The 18,205-nt window shown below is 64.7% G+C and carries 13 protein-coding genes; 6 read left to right on the top strand and 7 right to left on the bottom strand.

All coding sequences use genetic code 11. The annotated features are described in order from the left end of the window. Window positions 1-294: 294 nt before the first annotated feature. Window positions 295-1,686 (top strand): amino acid permease, encoded by a 1,392-nt coding sequence (locus ACX17K_RS18590; protein WP_493775932.1) that lies wholly within the window; start codon window positions 295-297, stop codon window positions 1,684-1,686. Between the two features lie 44 nt (window positions 1,687-1,730). On the opposite strand, the gene ACX17K_RS18585 is transcribed toward ACX17K_RS18590, so the two are convergent. Further along, the gene (locus ACX17K_RS18585) at window positions 1,731-2,636 is read right to left on the bottom strand and encodes a LysR family transcriptional regulator (protein ID WP_493775931.1); all 906 of its coding nucleotides are present in this window, start codon (window positions 2,634-2,636) and stop codon (window positions 1,731-1,733) included. 99 nt (window positions 2,637-2,735) lie between these two features. Between ACX17K_RS18585 and ACX17K_RS18580 the strand changes: the two genes are divergently transcribed. Continuing rightward, entirely contained in the window at window positions 2,736-3,725 is a 990-nt protein-coding gene (locus ACX17K_RS18580; RefSeq protein ID WP_493775930.1) for an aldo/keto reductase, read from the top strand. Between the two features lie 10 nt (window positions 3,726-3,735). On the opposite strand, the gene ACX17K_RS18575 is transcribed toward ACX17K_RS18580, so the two are convergent. After that, a complete protein-coding gene (locus ACX17K_RS18575) occupies window positions 3,736-4,185 on the bottom strand; it encodes a hypothetical protein (protein WP_493775929.1) in 450 nt (149 codons plus the stop codon). A 338-nt stretch (window positions 4,186-4,523) separates the two neighbouring features. Here ACX17K_RS18575 and ACX17K_RS18570 point away from each other — a divergent pair, with 338 nt between their 5' ends. Further along, window positions 4,524-5,723, top strand: coding sequence for a GGDEF domain-containing protein (locus ACX17K_RS18570; RefSeq protein WP_493775928.1), 1,200 nt, complete (start codon window positions 4,524-4,526; stop codon window positions 5,721-5,723). 4 nt (window positions 5,724-5,727) lie between these two features. Here ACX17K_RS18570 and ACX17K_RS18565 read toward each other — a convergent pair whose 3' ends face one another. The 3 genes from ACX17K_RS18565 to ACX17K_RS18555 all read right to left on the bottom strand — a co-directional run bounded on the left by ACX17K_RS18565 (window position 5,728) and on the right by ACX17K_RS18555 (window position 7,914). Next, window positions 5,728-6,243 (bottom strand): DinB family protein, encoded by a 516-nt coding sequence (locus tag ACX17K_RS18565; protein ID WP_493775927.1) that lies wholly within the window; start codon window positions 6,241-6,243, stop codon window positions 5,728-5,730. 84 nt (window positions 6,244-6,327) lie between these two features. Then, window positions 6,328-7,113 (bottom strand): substrate-binding periplasmic protein, encoded by a 786-nt coding sequence (locus ACX17K_RS18560; protein ID WP_493775926.1) that lies wholly within the window; start codon window positions 7,111-7,113, stop codon window positions 6,328-6,330. A gap of 168 nt (window positions 7,114-7,281) precedes the next feature. Further along, window positions 7,282-7,914 (bottom strand): Clp protease ClpP, encoded by a 633-nt coding sequence (locus ACX17K_RS18555; protein ID WP_493775925.1) that lies wholly within the window; start codon window positions 7,912-7,914, stop codon window positions 7,282-7,284. Between the two features lie 771 nt (window positions 7,915-8,685). Here ACX17K_RS18555 and ACX17K_RS18550 point away from each other — a divergent pair. Then, complete coding sequence (locus ACX17K_RS18550; protein WP_493775924.1) at window positions 8,686-9,315, top strand: hypothetical protein; 630 nt, start codon at window positions 8,686-8,688, stop codon at window positions 9,313-9,315. A gap of 174 nt (window positions 9,316-9,489) precedes the next feature. Here the strand turns inward: ACX17K_RS18550 and mfd are convergent, their stop codons facing one another. Further along, a complete protein-coding gene (mfd, locus tag ACX17K_RS18545) occupies window positions 9,490-12,882 on the bottom strand; it encodes a transcription-repair coupling factor (RefSeq protein WP_493775923.1) in 3,393 nt (1,130 codons plus the stop codon). A gap of 282 nt (window positions 12,883-13,164) precedes the next feature. Between mfd and ACX17K_RS18540 the strand changes: the two genes are divergently transcribed. Next, window positions 13,165-16,419: a sensor domain-containing protein gene (locus ACX17K_RS18540; RefSeq protein WP_493775922.1), complete on the top strand. Its 3,255-nt coding sequence runs from the start codon at window positions 13,165-13,167 to the stop codon at window positions 16,417-16,419. A gap of 78 nt (window positions 16,420-16,497) precedes the next feature. Beyond that, on the top strand, window positions 16,498-17,247 hold the full coding sequence (gene rlmB / locus ACX17K_RS18535; protein WP_046157559.1) for a 23S rRNA (guanosine(2251)-2'-O)-methyltransferase RlmB: 750 nt from the start codon (window positions 16,498-16,500) through the stop codon (window positions 17,245-17,247). A gap of 38 nt (window positions 17,248-17,285) precedes the next feature. Here the strand turns inward: rlmB and ACX17K_RS18530 are convergent, their stop codons facing one another. After that, entirely contained in the window at window positions 17,286-18,176 is an 891-nt protein-coding gene (locus ACX17K_RS18530; protein WP_021478544.1) for a LysR family transcriptional regulator, read from the bottom strand. Window positions 18,177-18,205 lie beyond the last annotated feature (29 nt).

Raw genomic sequence — 18,205 nt, 5'->3', positions numbered from 1 at the left:
CCGGAGGAGAGTCCGGGCTTTTTTGCGTCCGCGGCATCGGGCGCGTGTCATTCATCTTGACGCGATGGATGGATTGTTTGGCTTTTTGTGTGCTTGAAAATGTTGAATCAAGGTTTTAATGTGCTCGATTATTCATATCGATATGAATATATGTAAAATGATTTGTCATTGACCGGCAGAAAAATAAGCCGCAACAGAAAGCCTGAGCGCAGGCGCGCCAACGCAGGACCAGGCGCTCTGTCCGCGGCGACAAAACGACAGCCGGGACTTCAACGCTTACACAAGGAGCATTGCATGCCAGGAGAACAACAGACCCTGCACCGCGGGCTAGAGGAGAGGCATATCAACCTGATGGCGCTGGGCGCGACGATAGGCGTCGGCCTGTTCCTCGGGTCCGCCACCGCGATCAAGATGGCCGGCCCGGCCATCATGCTGGCCTACGGCATCGGCGGCCTCGCCATTTTCATGATCATGCGCGCGCTGGGCGAAATGGCCATCCACAATCCGGTGGCCGGCTCGTTCAGCCGCTACGCGCAAGACTACCTCGGCCCCTTGGCCGGCTACCTCACCGGCTGGAACTACTGGTTCCTGTGGCTGGTGACCTGCATGGCGGAAATCACCGCCGTCGGCGTCTACATGGGCATTTGGTTCCCGGACGTGCCGTCCTGGTATTGGGCGCTGGCGGCGATGCTGGCGATGGGCGGCGTCAATTTCATCGCGGTCAAGGCCTACGGCGAGTTCGAATTCTGGTTCGCGCTGATCAAGATCGTCACCATCGTGCTGATGATCATCGGCGGTTTCGCGATGATCCTGTTTGGCTTCGGCAACCACGGCGTGGCCACCGGCATCTCCAATTTGTGGGCGCACGGCGGCTTCCTGCCCAATGGCTTCTCTGGCGTGCTGATGTCGCTGCAGATGGTGATGTTCGCCTACCTGGGCGTGGAAATGCTGGGCCTGACCGCCGGCGAGGCGAAGAATCCGAAGAAGGCGCTGGCGCGCGCGGTGGATTCGGTGTTCTGGCGCATCCTGATCTTCTACGTCGGCGCGCTGTTCGTGATCCTGTCCATCTACCCGTGGAACGAGCTGGGAACCCGCGGCAGCCCCTTCGTGCTGACTTTCGAGAGCATGGGCATTCCGGCCGCCGCCGGCATCATCAACTTCGTGGTGCTGACCGCCGCGCTGTCCTCGTGCAACAGCGGCATCTTCAGCACCGGCCGCATGCTGTTCAACCTGGCCGAGCAGAAGCAGGCGTTGCCCGTGTTCGCGCGCGTTTCGCGAAGCGGCGTGCCGGTGCCGGCGTTGCTGATGTCGGTGGCCGCGCTGCTGCTCGGCGTGCTGCTGAACTACCTGGCGCCGAAGGAGGTGTTCACCTGGCTGACGGCGATCTCCACCTTCGGCGCGGTGTGGACTTGGCTGATCATCTTGTTGGCGCAGCTGCGCTTCCGCCGCTCGCTGTCGGCGGAGGAGTTGGCCAGCATCAGCCACCGGATGCCGCTGTGGCCGTATGGTTCTTATCTGACGCTGGGCTTCCTGGCGCTGGTGATCGCCCTGATGGCTTACTTCCCGGACACCCGCGTCGCGCTGATCGTCGGGCCGGGTTGGCTGGTGTTCCTGGTGGCGGCCTACTATCTACTGGGCTACCACAAGCAGGACGCGGCCTGGCGTCTGGCGCAGCAGTCGCGCTGAGCGCGCGCCGCTCATTTCGTCCAACCCGCCGTCTGGCGGGTTTTTTACGCCTGCGGCAGGCCGGCGCGCTCGCGCAGGAAGGCGATCAGCGCCCTGAGCTTGGCCGGCTGCCGCGGCCGGTGCGGGTAGTACAGGTACAGCGCCTCGGCCGGCGGCATGTGATTATCCAGCACCACGGCCAGCCCGCCTTCGGCGACCCAGGGCGCGATCAGCGGCTCGGCCAGATAGGCCAGGCCGGCGCCCTCCAGCGCCGCGTGCAACAGCGCTATATTGTCGTTGGCGATCAGCGGGCCATCGACCGCCAATTGCAGCGGCTGGCCGCCGGCGGCGAACTGCCAGCGGTATTGCCCGCCGCCGCCGAAGCGGTAGCCCAGGCAGTCGTGCTCGGCCAGATCCTGCGGTTGTTCCGGCGCGCCGCGGCGGCGCAGATAGTCAGGAGAAGCGGCGACGACGAAGCGCAGCGGCTGGCTGACCGGCAGCGCCTGCATGCCGGGCTGCAGCGCTTCGCCGAAGCGGACGCCGGCGTCGAAGCGCTGGGCGACGATGTCGACCAGGCCGTTATTGACGTCCAGCTCCAGCCGCAGCTTGGGATGGCGGGCGGCGAAATCGGCCAGCGCCGGGTAGAACAGCAGCTGGGCGGCGGTGTGGGGCAGGGTGACGCGCAACTGGCCAACCGGCTGGCCGCGGCTCTGCCGGGTTTCCTCCAGCGCCTCGGCGATTTCGTCCAGCGCTGGCGATAGCCGCGCCAGCAGCGCCTCGCCGGCCTCGGTCGGCGTCACCTGGCGCGTGGTGCGAGTCAGCAGCGGCACGCCCAGCGCCTCTTCCAATTGGCGCAGGGTCTGGCTCAGCGCGGAGGCGCTGACGCCCAGCTCCGCGCCGGCGCGGGTGAAGCTGCGGTGGCGGGCGATCGCGCGGAAGGCCTGCAGCGTGTCATGCGGAATTCGCGACATTGTGAAGCCTGGCTAAATAATGATTGTCATTTTGGGCCATTTATCGGCCCGTCGCCATCTCCTATGCTGACGTCACTTTCCACATCAGGAGCGATGGCGATGCAAAAACGCACACTGGGCCGGGGCGGCCCGCAGGTTTCCGCGCTGGGTCTGGGTTGCATGGGAATGAGCGCTTTCTATGGCCCGCACGACGACGCCGAATCGCTGGCGACGCTGGACGCGGCGCTGGATCTCGGCGTCAATTTCCTTGATACCGCCGACATGTACGGTCCGCACACCAATGAACAGTTGTTGTCCCGGTTGCTGGCGCGCCGCCGCGGCGAGGTGGTGCTGGCCACCAAGTTCGGCATCGTGATGGACTCGGCAGATCCGGCCAAGCGCGGCGTCAACGGCCGCCCGGAATACGTCCGCGCCAGCTGCGAGGGCAGCCTGAAGCGGCTGGGCGTCGATCATATCGACCTCTACTATCAGCACCGCATCGATCCCGACGTGCCCATCGAGGAAACCGTCGGCGCGATGGCCGATCTGGTGCGCGCTGGCAAGGTGCGCTGGCTGGGCCTGTCGGAAGCGTCCGCCGCCACGCTGCGCCGCGCCGCGGCCATCCATCCCATCCACGCGCTGCAGAGCGAGTATTCGCTGTGGACGCGCGATCCGGAAGACGGCGTATTGGCCGCCTGCCGCGAGCTGGGCGTCGGTTTCGTCGCCTATAGCCCGCTGGGGCGCGGCTTCCTGACCGGCGCGATCAAGAGCCCGGACGATTTCGCCGCCGATGACTTCCGCCGCGGCAACCCGCGCTTCCAGGGCGAGAATTTCCAGCGCAATCTGCAGCTGGTGGACAAAGTGAGGGAACTGGCGGCAGCCAAGGGCTGCAGCCCGGCCCAGCTGGCGCTGGCCTGGCTGCTGGCGCAGGGGGAAGACATCGTCGCGATCCCCGGGGCGCGCAAGCAGGCGAATCTGCGCGACAACCTGGGCGCGGCGGAGGTGGCGCTGAGCGCCGGCGATTTGGCCGCGCTGGACGCGGCGTTTGCCGGCGGCAAGGTCAGCGGCCTGCGCTACGCGGCCGAGGTGATGGGCATGCTCAACCGTTGAACCGGGCGATTCAGCGCAGCTGATGGGGCGGCAAGGCTGGCAGCATGTGCATCGGTATGGCTTGTTTCCGCCCGGTTTGCGGGTCTATCGTCAGGCCGGGCGTGAACGGCATGCCGTGCTGCCAGCCGCGAGACGGTTGGTAACCCTGTTGCGGCTGCAGGTGGAGAGGGCTTGTCTGATTGAGCGTATGGCCTATGGAGAAACTGTCCGGCTGCATCGGATTGCCGCGAGAGCCGGAGACGGTGGGGGGGCGCATCTCGATCAAGGGACTGTCGAGATCGCCCAGGCTCACCCGGGGCTGGACATCCAGCGGCTTGGGTTTCTTGTCGGCCTTGAGCGGCTTGATGCGCTGCGTCGGCGCGATTGCCGGCTTGGACGCGAAATCGTATGAGGGAAATGTGCTGGCCGCCAGGGACGCGTTGGAAAGCGCCAATGGCAGCAGGAAGGCGTGTAGGCGCATTTTGATTCCTGCCAGAGGGGGCCGCGCGAGGCTGGCCCGGTGTTGCGTGGATTGGGTGGCTGGCGCGTCGGCGGAACCGGACGCGTGGCTGACTGCGGCAGAGGCGGCGGAATTGGCCGCTCTGAAAGATAGAGTATTCTATCTAAGTTGGGCGGGAAGGGCAAGGAACTAGACTGTCTGGATGTTGCGGGTGCGTCGGGGCGAGTCTACGATGATGCGAAAGGCATGCGCGATGGCATGGCGTAAGTGAAATTCTGCTATGGTATCGCCAGCCTGCGGCAGGCGGTCCCACCCGGGGCCGCGCATGCCAGTTTTTGCCGACTAGATATTTGTTTTTCATGCCAAGCACAACCATACCAAGCATTCTGGATTTCAAGACCACCCTGCTCAGCACCACCGGCTACACCGCCATGCTGACCCTGGTCGTGCTGATGTTCTGGCTTTACAACCGGAACGAAAGAGCGCTGCTGACGCTTGGCATCGCCGGCTGCATCGCCGCCTGCGGCACCTTGGTGGCTTATTTGCCCCTGCCCATTCCCGCCTGGCCCAATCTGGTCCTGGACACTTTCCTGCTGCTGCTGTACCACCCGCTGGCCGTGGTCGCCACCCGCCAGTTGCTGGGCCTGCGCAACGATTGGCGCTTCCATCTCGCTGCTCTGACGATCATCATGCTGTGCTTCGTGTTCTGGGCCGGGGCCGGCAGCTATACGCGGCGGGTGGGCGTCACCGCCTGCGCGCATGTTTTTTATTGGTCGATGATCGTTGCGCTGCTGTATCGCGGACGACAGTGGCGCACCATGATGGGTTACCGGCTGGCGCTTGGCCTGGCGACGACGACGATAGGGGTTGCTTTGTTTCGGCTGGCCATGTCCTGGCTGGAACAGGGAAACAATTTCTCCAGCGTGAATCAACTGCTGGCGCTGTTTACTTCGCTCAGCCTGTTCTGGCTGACGTTCTGCTACAGCCTGAGCCTGCTGTTCATCAGTTATGAGCGCCTGTTGCTGCAGGTCCGCCAGCAGGCGCAACAGGATGGCTTGACGCAGCTGTACAACCATCGAACCTTTCACGAACAGGCCGCGGCCATGTTTTCGCGATCGCGGCAGCGCGGGCAGGCGCTGGCTCTGCTGTTGATCGACCTCGACCATTTCAAGGAGGTCAACGATCGCTACGGCCATCAGGTGGGGGACGAGGTATTGCGCCAACTGGCCGATTGCCTGCGGGCGGAATCACGTCAGGGCGATGTGCTGGGACGCCACGGCGGCGAGGAGTTCGTGGTGATGCTGCCGCTGGCCAGTCGGGTGGAAGCTTGCAATGTGGCGGATCGCCTGCGGCTGGCCATCGCCAATCTGCAGCCCCGCGTGGGAGAGCTGCAATTGTCGATCAGCGCCAGCATAGGCGTGGCCTGCCTCAGGCCGCCGGAGCACGAGAACCTGGCCAGCCTGTTCCTGGAGGCCGATCTGCTGCTGTACCAGGCCAAGCGCAAGGGCCGGAACCGGGTGGAGATAGAACGCGAGCCGGAGCCGGAGGCGCAGCACTAGCGCGCTATCGGCCGCCTTGCTCCCGGTGGGCGTCCCGCAGGTAGACCGGCAGGTCGGTCGTCGGCGGCGTGGCCGGCACCTGGTACAGCATGTCGGCGACGAAGCCGCGGTGATAGTTCTTGTGATTGACGATGTGCAGCAGCATGTCGCCGCGCCGCATGCTGCCGCGGCCGCCATCGACGAAGGCGAAGTCCACCACCTCCTCATGTGCGGCCGGATCCAGGCCATCGGCGTAATCGACATACCAGCGGTCCAGTTCCGCCTGCGCCCGAGCGAGTTCTTCCAGGCTGGGCGTATCCGCGGTGTTGCGGCCGCTGTAGCCGTGGGGCCGCGCCAGCAGATGGCCCTGCCAGATGCGGTCCACCACCAGGTTGTGGTTCAAGGTGGACAGAATGCTGCCGAACACCGTGGCGCGGGGTTTGAGCAGCTCCTCTTCCGGCAGCGCGGACAGCGCGTCGAACAGGCGGAGATTGGCCCAGGCGCTGTAGCGGGCCAGCATGCGGATATCGCGTAGCGGCATGGTTGAATGGCGGGTTGTGGCTGACGGGCCAAGCATACGGACAAAACTAATCGCTATCAATTACATTGGCATTGGACGGGCGGCTCAGCCGTCCAGCCGATAGCGGGCCAGGATGCGCTGATAGTCGCCGCTTTGGCGCAACTGCCGCAGCGCTTGGTTGAAGCGATCGCGCAGCGCTTTGTCGCGGAAGGCGGCGGGGAAGACGGTGGTTTGCGGAAAGATGTCGTAATAGGCCACGGCCGCGCCGGTGGGCAGGCTGCTGGCCAGCTTGTCGCGAAACCAGCTGAAGACCGTGCGGTCGATGATCAGCAGTTCCACGCGATTGGCCCAGAACATTCGGCACTGGCTTTCCTGGTTGGCTGTTTCATGATAATTGCGGCGGAAGCGGCCGGACGAGTCGGGCTGGTAGGCGGCTTGGAAAGCGGGCCCGAGGTCGCGCCAGCCGTGTTGCCAGATGGCGAAGCTGTGTCTCGCCAGATCCTGCTGCGAGCGGATGTCCAGCCGCTGTTCCCGCTTGCCGATGGCGATATTGTGGTATTCGATGAAACCGTCCGAGTAATACACGCCCTTGCCGTCTGCTCCGTGTTCGTGCACCGCGGAAGCGATGTCGGCCTGGCCGTCGGCGACTGCCAGCAGCAGCCTCGAGTTGGGGGCGATCGCCGTTTTCATCGAATAGCCCAGCCGTTGCAGCGCCGCGCGCATCAGGTCCACTTCGATGCCGGTGTCGCCCAGCTTGTCGTCATGGAAGGAAAAGGGCGGCCGGCCGGAGGAAAAAACCACCCGCAGCTCGCGGCCCGACGCCTGCGTTTCTGAGGCCAGCAGCCCGCAGAGCAAGAGCGCGGCGATAGGGAAAAGCGGTTTCAGAAGCAATCCTTTCCGCGGCGGGAAGACAATTTCTCGGGCCGGCAACGCCCAGTGGCGGGCAGGGCTGGGCGCCGCAGGGCGGCGCAGGCTGTTTTCGGGAACTCGCTCATCAACACGGGCCCGGACCGGCATGCCCTGATTATCGGTCAGAGATCGGGCAAGACAAGCCGTCTTCTAACTGGATTTCTGCGCCGGCTTGGCCTCGCTTTTGGCCGATTTGCGCGCCGCGACGGCGGGCGCGCCTTTCTGGATGTTGTTCAGCCGGCGGCGGATGCTGTCGCTGTCCAGCCAGATGTCCTCGCCCTTCAGAATGCGGTCCAGTTCCTCGTCGGTGAGGAAGGGCCGGCAAACGTGGCGCATCACCTTTTCGAACCACTTGCCGCTGGCCGCTACCTGAGCCTGCTGCTCATTGCCCTTGCCGATCAGCGCCGACGAATAGTTGTGGAACATCAGCTGGCAGGTGTCGTGCACCACCAGCTCGTCGCCGGCGAGGAAGATCAGCGCGCCCATCGAATACGCCCGCGCCTCCAGGATGGTGACCACGTGAGCCTGGCTGGCGGTGATGTTGTTGATGATCTGCAGGCCGGCGTCGAAATTGCCGCCGGGGGTGTTCAGATGCAGATAGACGATGTCGGTGCTGTTGGCGGTGCGCAGCGTGTACAAGAGGTCGGTGTAGTGGATGGCGGCGCCGATCTCGTCGGACAGATAAAACGATATCTGCCGCACCGTGCCCTGGGTTTCGTACTGGCGGTACAGGGGGACGGGCTTGTCGTCGTCGTCGCCCGTTTCGGCATTGCGGCGGGGCATGGCGGCTCCTTGTTGGACTTGTCTTTCCAATCTAGTCCCGGAGAGGGGGGCTTGCCTTGGGTTGGAGCAAATTGAGCGCTTGTGGAGTCCGCTGCGAGGATGATGTTTTTCATGGCGGGGCTGCCCGCCGGACAGGTCGGGGAGCTGTCTCGCCAGCTCCCCGACACCCCTAGGCGACCCCAACAGCGCGGCGAAATCCCGTCTTCCAAGCCATCTTCGGGGAGCTGCCGGAACTAGCGGGGCGCTACCGTCACCCCGCGTCGAATAGCCGGCAGCTTAAAGCCCCGGAGATGGCTTGCAAGCCGGCTTGCGCTGATGGGGAGGACGGCGCATCGAATACGTTCAGCTCTTGGTGCTCGGCTACTAAGCTGTCAGTTCTGAACATCCACAGCATGTAGAGTGGATCCGACTTGCCGCACCTCCCACCAGCGCAAGCCGGGTTCAGAGCCATTTTCAAGGTTTAAGACGCCGGTTGTCCGACACCGCGCGATGTTAGCGCGCGGCTAGTTCCGGCGGCGCCTTGAAAATGGATTTGAAACCGGGGTTTCGTAGCGCTGTTGGGGCGGCCTGGGGTGGTGAGGGGGCTGGCCGCGCAGCCCCTCACCCGTTTGCCGGGCGGAACCGGCATCTGAATCATTATCCGCGTAGCGGATACATCTGGTTATTATGGATTATGAAGTGGTAGATGATAGTTTGAGGGTTGAAAATAAGGCCGGCTTTGCTATTGTCATTTAAATGGTCGATTGTGTGAGCATGCTTGGAGCTAAATAAATGTATATTTTTTATGCTGCCAGGAGTTTTATTCTAGTTGTGATAGCTAAGCTGATCCGGCTGTTAGTATTGCTGAGGAGGTGGCTGTCAATAAGTGCAGATCCAATCTCAAAGTGGGTGACTACACTTGCTATTTTGGTCGGTGGGGGATGGGCAGTATATCAATTTGACTTGGCAGGATCTGATGATTGGGTTGTTAATATGTCACTTTCAACCGAGGTGCTGCCATATAAAAATGATCTCGTTTTACTTTTAATTCATGTGAAGATGAAGAATCCTACAGGGAAACGATTTGATTTTTATGCTGATAACTCAAAATACAATGTTGAGGTGCGCAGGGTTCCTGATGGTTTGAAGCTAGGGAGTTCACCAGGCCCAGATCGGGATGATAATATCATGGGTGATTTAATCGGATCGATAAATATGCTGCCAAGTGATGGTTATGAGTTGTTGCCTAATGCTGATTTTGATGACCTTGCCAGTGTGGTGGTTAGAAATAATAGCTTGGTTTCTGTTAAGGCTAGTTTGGAGAGGCGGAATGGTAAGTTGAAGAAGGGTGGGGTTTTGGATTCTGATTATGTTTCAGTGAGTGATATTGTAAAGGTGCATCTTGATCGGGTGGCTAAATAGAGCCGTGCATTAAGTTTAAGTGTGCTTGGTCTGTGGTGTTGTGATTGGGTAATTGTTTGACTTTGATATGAACTTGGTTAGCTATGGAGAAATTTTTAAAAAGCAACTATATGAAAACAGCCCACTCAATCGAGCAGGCTGCTGTTCCATGATGAGAATCGCGAATAGGCGCGCCTACGCGCTCAACTCCTTCAACACTTCCTTCACCTTCACGATCCGCTGCGCCACCTCCGGCAGCGCCTGCTCGATGCGCAGCTTGTCCTGCCCGGCCAGGCGGTAGTTCTTCTTGCTCTGGATCAGCATGATGATCTTCACCGGGTCGATAGGCGGGTTCTTGATGAAGGTGATCTGCACCGCCACCTCGCTGGCGTCCAGCTTCTGCACGCCCAACTCCTTGGCCACCAGGCGCAGGCGGTGGCTTTCGATCAGCGTCTTCACGCTTTGCGGCGGCAGGCCGAAGCGGTCGATCAGCTCTTCGTGGATGTCGTCGATCTCGGCTTCGGTCTCGCAGCTGGCCAGGCGCTTGTAGATCAGCAGCCGCTCGTGCACGTCAGGGCAGTAAGCGTCGGGCAGCAAGGCCGGGCTGTGCAGATTGATCTCGGTGGTGACGCCCAAGGGCGCGTCGAGGTCGGGCGCGCGCCCCTTTTTCAGATCGCGCACCGCCTGCTTCAGCATCTCGGTGAATAGCGAGAAGCCCACTTCCTGCATCTCGCCGGACTGGCCTTCGCCCAGCACCTCGCCGGCGCCGCGGATTTCCAGATCATGCATCGCCAGGTAGAAGCCCGCGCCCAGCTCGCCGGACAGCTGGATGGCCTCCAGCCGTTTCTGCGCGTCGCGGGTCATGCCGTCCGGCGTCAGCAGGTAGGCGTAGGCCTGGTGATGGCTGCGGCCGACGCGGCCGCGCAGCTGGTGCAGCTGCGCCAGGCCGAACTTGTCGGCGCGGTTGATCAGGATGGTGTTGGCGTTGGGAATGTCGATGCCGGTTTCGATGATGGTGGAGCAGAGCAGCAGGTTGAAGCGCTGCTGCAGGAAGTCGCGCATCACCTGTTCCAGCTCGCGCTCGCGCAGCTGGCCGTGGGCGACGCCGATGCGCGCCTCCGGAATCAGCTCGGCCAGCTTTTCCCGCATGTTCTCGATGGTGTCGACTTCGTTGTGCAGGAAGAACACTTGGCCGCCGCGTTTCAACTCGCGCAGCACCGCTTCGCGGATCACGCCGTTGGAGAGGGGGCTGACGAAGGTTTTCACCGCCAGCCGGCGGGAGGGCGCGGTGGCGATGGCGGAGAAGTCGCGCAGGCCTTCCAGCGCCATCGACAGCGTGCGCGGAATCGGCGTCGCGGTCAGCGTCAGCACGTCCACATTGGCGCGCAGCCGTTTCAGCTGTTCCTTTTGCCGCACGCCGAAGCGATGCTCCTCGTCGATGATGACCAGGCCCAGGTTCTTGAACTCGATGTCAGGCTGCACCAGTTTGTGGGTGCCGATGACGATGTCGACGCTGCCGTCGGCCAGCCCTTGCAAGGCTTGCTTGGTCTCCTTGCCGCTACGGAAGCGCGACAGCTCGGCGATGCGCACCGGCCAGTCGGCGAAGCGGTCGGAGAAGTTCTGGAAGTGCTGTTCGGCCAAGAGCGTGGTGGGCACCAGCACCGCCACTTGCTTGCCGCCCATCACCGCGACGAAGGCGGCGCGCAGCGCCACCTCGGTCTTGCCGAAACCGACGTCGCCGCACACCAGCCGGTCCATCGGCTTGCCGGAGCACATGTCTTTGATCACCGCTTCGATGGCGGTGGCCTGGTCCGGCGTTTCCTCGAAGCCGAAGCCGGCGGCGAAGGCGCTGTAGTCGGCGGGGGACAGCTCGAAGCTGTGGCCCTCGCGCGCGGCGCGCTGGGCGTACAGGTTCAGCAGCTCGGCCGCGGTGTCGCGCGCTTTTTCCGCCGCGCGCTTCTTGGCTTTTTCCCAGGCGGGATTGCCCAGCTTGTGCAACTGGATGTCGTCGGTGGCGCCGCCGGCGTAGCGCGAGATCAGCTGCAGCTGCGACACCGGCACGTACAGCGTGGCGCCGTCGGCGTACTCCAGCTGCATCAGCTCGGTTTCGCCTTCGCCCAGGTCCATCGTCACCAGGCCGACGTAGCGGCCGATGCCGTGCGCCTCGTGCACCACCGGGTCGCCGGCCTTGACCTCGGCCAGGTCTCGCAGCATCGCGTCGGAGCCGGCGCGGCTGGCTTTGCGGCGGGTGTGGCTGCGGGCGACGTGCTGGTACAGCTCGCTTTCGGTGACGACGGCGATGGCCGGATCGGCCAGCGCGAAGCCGGAGTAGAGCGGCGCGACGGCCAGCGCCAGCGCGGCCTTGCCGCCGGCGAAATCGGCCCAGCTGTCAATCGGCGTCGGCTTGATGCCGTTTTCGGCCAGGAAGGTCAGCATGGTTTCGCGCCGGCCCAGGCTTTCCGCCGCCAGCAGGACGCGCTTGCCGCCGGCGGCGATGAAGGCTTGCAGCTTGTGCAGCGGCGCGTCGGCGCGGCGATCCACCGCCAGCTCCGGCAGCGCGGCGCCGGTTTCGCCGTCGCCGGAGAACTCGATGCGGGCATAGGGCTTGAGCCTCGCCATCAGCTCGTCCGGGCGCAGGAAGATGTCGGCCGGCGCCAGCACCGGACGGTCGATGTCGCCGCGCGCCATCTCGTAGCGGCCCTGCGCGTCGCGCCAGAAGGTTTCCGCCGCCGCCTGCACGTCGTGGTGCTGCACCACCAGCGCGTCGTCGCCGACGTAGTCGAACAGCGTCGCGGTTTCGTCGAAGAACAGCGGCAGGAAGTACTCGATGCCGGCCGGCCACAGGCCCTGCGACACATCCTTGTAGACGCGGCTCCGGCTTGGATCGCCTTCCATCTTTTCGCGGTAGCGCTGGCGGAAGGCGGTGACGCCGCTTTCGTCGGCCGGGTATTCGCGCGCCGGCAGCAGCCGCACCTCGGGCACCGGGTACAGCGTGCGCTGGGTATCGGGGTCGAAAGTCTTCAGGCTGTCGATCTCGGCGTCGAACAGGTCTATCCGGTACGGCAGCGGCGAACCCATCGGGTAGAGGTCGATCAGGCTGCCGCGGACGGAGAATTCGCCCGGCGCCATCACCTGGGTGACGTGCTGGTAGCCGGCGGACACCATATCGGCGCGCAGCTTCTCCACATCGAGTTGCTGGCCGGTCTTCAGGAAAAACGTCCGGCCCAGCAGGTAGCTTACCGGCGCCAGCCGCCCCAGCGCGGTGCTGACCGGCGCGATCACCACCTGGCACTCGCGCTGGCGGATCTGCCACAGCGTGGCCAGACGCTCGCTGACCAGGTCGCCATGCGGCGAGAAATGGTCGTAGGGCAGCGTTTCCCAATCCGGGAACAGCGCGATGGAAAGGTCGGGCGCGAAGAACGGCAGCTCGGCTTTCAGCCGCTGGGCGGCCTGGGCGTCGGCGGCGAGAACCAGCAATGGGCGCCGCTGCTTGGCAAGCGCGGCGATGGCATGGCTGTCCAGGCCGTCTGGCAGGCGGCCGCAGCGGGTTTTCTGGCCGGCGGGCGGCAGGGTCGGGAGCGTATCCAACTTGATCTGGCTTCTGTGCGGGGTTGTGCTTGTCGCGATTATAACAGTGCGCCGGGCGGCCTTACGGCTTTGCCTGCGGCCGGCGCTAGCCGGCGTCTGGATTCCCGGCTATCGTATGCGTTTGTTTCAAGCCAGTTTTAATTTTGCATGAAGAAAATTGGCTGTTAATGCTAATCAGATATCAGAAAAAATAATAGTCATGTCTCTGAAACCGCCCAGGGTTGCAGAGCCGGGATGGAGCAAGATCCGGTCAACCGGACGACAGTGGAGAAGGATGGGAGCGTGAGAACCACACCTAGGGTGGAGGAGTTGCTGGTATTCCTGGGCTTTGTCGCCAGCGTGGCCTTGTGGCCGCGCGGTCCGCATGCGGCATTGTCCCTGGCGAGTTTCGCGCCGCACGGTTTGTTGTGCTGGCAGCTGCTGGCGCGGGAGCCTAGCCGCGCGTGGTGGTGGCCGCTGGCGGCCGGCATGGCCGCGGCGGCGTGGATGCCGCCGCCATGGGCCTTGCTGATGGCGGCGTCGCTGTGCCTGATCCGGCCAGGCTTGCGCCTGGGCGGCCTGCTCGGCGGATTGGAGCGCCCGCGCACGCCGCAGCAGCTGCGCCATCTGCTGCTGGCGTTGTTTTATCCGGCGCTGGCGGCGACCCTGTTGCTGGGCGGCTACGCCTGGGCGGCCGGCGGGCTGGCCGGCCATCCGTGGTCGTGGGCCTGGCAATGTTGGGCGGCGCTGGCGTCGGCGCTGTTCCTGTGCGCGCCGCTGGCCCGCCCGCCGCTGCGTCCGCTGCCGGTGCCGCTGCGGCTGGAGCTGGCGTTGATCCTGCTGCTGTCGGCCGGCGGCGTGGGCCTGTTGCTGGCCGCCGGCGAGCCGCCGGGCGTGCCCAGCCAATTGCTGTTCTTCCCGCTGATCCTGTGGGCGGCCTGCCGCACCGGCCCCGGCGGCGCGGCGCTGACGTCCGGCATGGCGTCGCTGCTGCTGTCGCTGGCGGCGCTGCCGCCGGCCGGCCTGGTGCGCGTGGGCATGGGCGACGCGGCCACCGATCTCTTGCTGGCGCTGGCCTTGAACGTGTCCGGCCTGCTGGTGGGCATCCTGATGGATGGCCACCGCGCCGACGGCGAGACGTTGCGCGCGTTCCGCGCCCGCATCGAATCGCTGGTCAACCACAGCCCGACAATGATGTCGCTGAAGGACATGGACGGGCGCTACCTGCTGGTGAACGCCGCTTACGCGCGCCGGGTCGGCATGTCGGCCGATTCGCTGCTGGGGAAGCGGCCTGAGGATGTGTTCGATCTTGAGGATGCGCAGCAGATACGCGAGCAGGACCAGCAGGTGTTGAACCTGCTGTCGCCGCGGCAGTTCGACGAGCATTTCGCGCTCAACGGCGTGGAAACCTATCTGTTGGCGTCCAAGTTTCCCCTGTTCGACGCCGACGGCCGGCCGGCCGGCGTCGGCAGCGTGGACACCGACATCACCCAGTCCCGGCGCGAGCAAAAGGCCAAGCGCGAGGCCGAGGACCGGTATCTGGCGCTGGTCGAGCAGTCGCTGGTCGGCATCTACATCATGCAGGACGAGAAGCTGGCCTATGTGAATCCCAAGCTGGCCGAAATCATGGGCTACCAGCCGGAGGAAATGGCCGGCATGACCATGGGCCAGATCCTGGTGCCCGGCGAGGCCGAGCGGCTGCGGCAACAGCTGCTGCGCCGCTTCCGCGACAATATCGCGGTGATGCATTACTCCACCCGCGGCTTGCGCAAGGACGGCGTGCTGGTGGACATGGAGGTGCACAGCCGCCTGTTCGAGCTGAACGGCCGCAAGGCGGTGATCGGCGTGGTGATGGACATCTCCGAGCGGTTGCTGGCCGACACCAATCTCAGGCTGGCCGCCAAGGTGTTCGAGAATTCCGCCGAGGGCATCCTGATCCTGGACGCCGGCGCGCGCATCATCGCCGTCAACGACGCGTTCTCCCGCATCACCGGCTATGCCGAGGAAGAGGCGCTGGGCAGGGCCTCGCGCATTTTCAACATCGAGCAGCAGGCGCGCGCGGCGATGCAGCAGGCGCTGGCCGATTGCGGCCACTGGCAGGGCGAGATGCTGGACCGGCGCAAGGGTGGCCAGTGGTATCCGGCCGAGCTGTCGATCTCCGCGCTGCGCGACGAAGACGGCGTGCTGTGCAACTACGTCGCGGTGTTCTCCGACATCACCCAGCGCAAGGAGGCCGAGGAGCGGCTGCAGTTCCTGGCCAACCACGATCCGCTGACCCGGCTGCCCAACCGCAGCAGCCTCACCGCCAGCCTGGACGAGGCGCTGACGCGGATGGACGGCGAGGACGGCCGGCTGGCGGTGATGTTCATCGATCTGGACCGTTTCAAGCTGATCAACGACTCCTTCGGCCACCAGGTGGGCGACCAGCTGCTGTGCGAGATCGCGATCCGCCTGTCGCGCGTGGTGGGCGAGCGCGGCCTGCTGGCCCGTCTGGGCGGCGACGAGTTCACGTTGCTGATGAGCGGTTTCGACAGCCACCACCAATTGGCGGACATGGCGTCGGCCATCCTGGCGGCGCTGGGCAAGCCGCTGTGTCTGGAGGCGCACGAGGTGTTCATCACCGGCAGCATAGGCATCAGCGTGTTCCCGCACGACGGCCGCGACGCGCGCACGCTGCTGAAGAACGCCGACGTGGCGATGTACCGCGCCAAGGAGGCGGGCAAGAACACCTACCAGTTCTTCGACGTCGGCATGAACACCCAGACCTTCGAACGCCTGCTGCTGGAGAACGGCCTGCGCATGGCGCTGGAGCGCCACGAGTTCGAGCTGCACTACCAGCCGCAGCTGAGCGCGGGCAGCCGGGCGCTGGCCGGGGCCGAGGCGCTGCTGCGCTGGCGCCATCCGCAGCTGGGCCTGGTGCCGCCGGCGCGCTTCATCGCGCTGGCCGAGGAGACCGGGCTGATCAAGCCGATAGGCGACTGGGTGCTGCGCGAGGCCTGCCGCCAGCTGGCGGCCTGGGACGCGCTGGGGCTGCGGGTGCCCCGGCTGGCGGTGAACCTGTCGCCGCGCCAGTTCGGCCAGCCGTCGCTGCCGGCCAAGGTGGCGGGCGCGCTGCAGGCCGCCGGCCTCGCCGCCGGGCGGCTGGAGCTGGAAATCACAGAGAGCATGATCATGCAGAGCCCGACCGAGGCGGTGAGCCTGCTGTCCGAGCTGAAGTCGCTGGGCGTGTGGCTGTCCATCGACGACTTCGGCACTGGCTACTCGTCGCTGTCGCACCTGAAGCGCTTCCCGCTGGACACGCTGAAGATAGACCAGTCTTTCGTCGAGGGGCTGCCGGACGACGACGACAACGCCGCCATCGCCGAAGCCATCCTGGCGATGGCCAAGAAGCTGAAGTTCCAGGTGGTGGCTGAAGGGGTGGAGAACGAAGCGCAGGCGGTGTTCCTGGAGGGCAAGGGCTGCCATGTGCTGCAGGGCTACCATTTCGGCCGCCCGTTGCCGGCCGACGAGTTCGCGAAGCTTGCCGCCGGCTGGCGGCGCGAGGCCGAGCCGGCTTAGCCGACGCGCGCCAAGGCTGGGCCGGTGGGCGGCTTGCGGCTACAATGGCGGGAATTGAGAATTCGAGACATCCCCGCCATGAGCAACAAACGCCTGATCCACGGCTTCCACGCCATCAACGCCCGCCTGTGGCAGAACCCGAAAAGCCTGCTGGAAATCTGGCTGGCCGGCGGCCGCCACGACGCCCGCGCCAAGGCGGTGCTGGACAAGGCCGGCGCGGAGAACGTCAAGCTGCACATCGTCGACAAGGAACGCCTGGACAGCATGAGCGGCAACGCGCGCCACCAGGGCGTGGTGGCGATGATAGACGCCAGCATGAATTACGTGGACCTGGACGACGTGCTGGAAAACCTGTCCGAGCCGCCGCTGCTGCTGATCCTGGACGGCGTCACTGACCCGCACAATCTGGGCGCTTGTTTGCGTGTCGCCGACGCGATGGGCGCGCACGCCGTCATCGCCCCCAAGGACCGCTCCGCCACGCTGAACGCCACCGTGTCCAAGGTGGCCTGCGGCGCGGCCGAGGTGGTTCCGTATATCACCGTGACCAATCTGGCGCGCACGCTGCGCGACCTGAAGGACGCCGGGGTGTGGATCGCCGGCACCACGATGGAGGCCGACACCGACCTCTACCACTTCGACGCTTCCGGCCCGCTGGCCTGGGTGATGGGCGCCGAGGGCGAGGGCATGCGCCGCCTGACGCGCGAGCACTGCGACGTGCTGGTGTCCATTCCGATGTTCGGCAGCGTGGAGAGCCTGAACGTGTCGGTGTCGTCCGGCATGGTGCTGTCGGAAAGCCGCCGCCAGCGGGTGCTGAAGACGCAGGGCTGATCGCCCTCCGCAAGAAAAGGCCGCGTCAGCGGCCTTTTTCAATCCTGCCCGCCCAGCGTCTCCCGCGTCAGCGCCAGCCAGGCTCGGGCGGCGTGGGACAGATAGCCGCCGCGCTGCCAGATCAGCGCCAGGTGCCAGTACAGCTTGTTGTCGTACAGCGGCACCACGTCGAACAGCTGGCGGTCCAGCCGCTCGACGATGCTGCGCGGCAGCAGGGTGACGCCCAGGTTGGCCGCCACCAGCTCGACGATGAAGTCCCAGTGCGCGCTGCGGCCGACGATGTTGGGCGTCTTGCCCAGCTCGCGGAAGGCGTCGCCGACGCGGCGGCTGAGGGTGAAATCGTCCGGATACAGCACCAGCGGCTGATCGGCGATGTCCACCAGACGCACCAGCGACTTGTCGCGCCAGCGCGAGCCGGCGGGCGCCACCAGGCACAGCGGGTCGCGCACCACCGAGTAGTGGTCGAACAGCTGGCTGTCCACCGGCAGCACCGCCACGCCTATCTCCAGCTCGCCGCTCTTGATGCGGTTTTCGATCGCCAGCGCGCCGTCTTCCACCATCTTCAGCTCGATCTGCGGATAACGGCGGCGGTAGCGGCTGACCACCGGCGCGAAGAAGGCGACCCCCACCATCGGCGGCAGGCCCACCACCAGCTCGCCGTGGCTGAGCGAGGCCAGATCGGCCAGCTCGTGCTTGAGCTTGTTCATCGCCGACAGCACGTCCAGGCCGCGCTCGTAAGTGACGCGGCCGGCATCGGTCAGGCGGAAGCTGCGCCCCTCGCGCAGGATAAGCGGCATGTCCAGCTCTTCCTCCAGCTGCTTCACCATTTTGCTGATCGTCGGCTGGGTGACGAACAGCGCGTCGGCGGCGCGGGTGAAGCTCTGGCATTTCACCAGCTCGACGAAATAGCGTAGCGCGCGTATGTCCATTTGCATTCCTGAGTGGAATCGTCTTGATA

This window comes from Chromobacterium sp. INPA-IVC (assembly GCF_059047085.1).
Note: the sequence above shows the minus strand (reverse complement) of the source record. Positions and strands in the feature narration are given on the sequence as shown.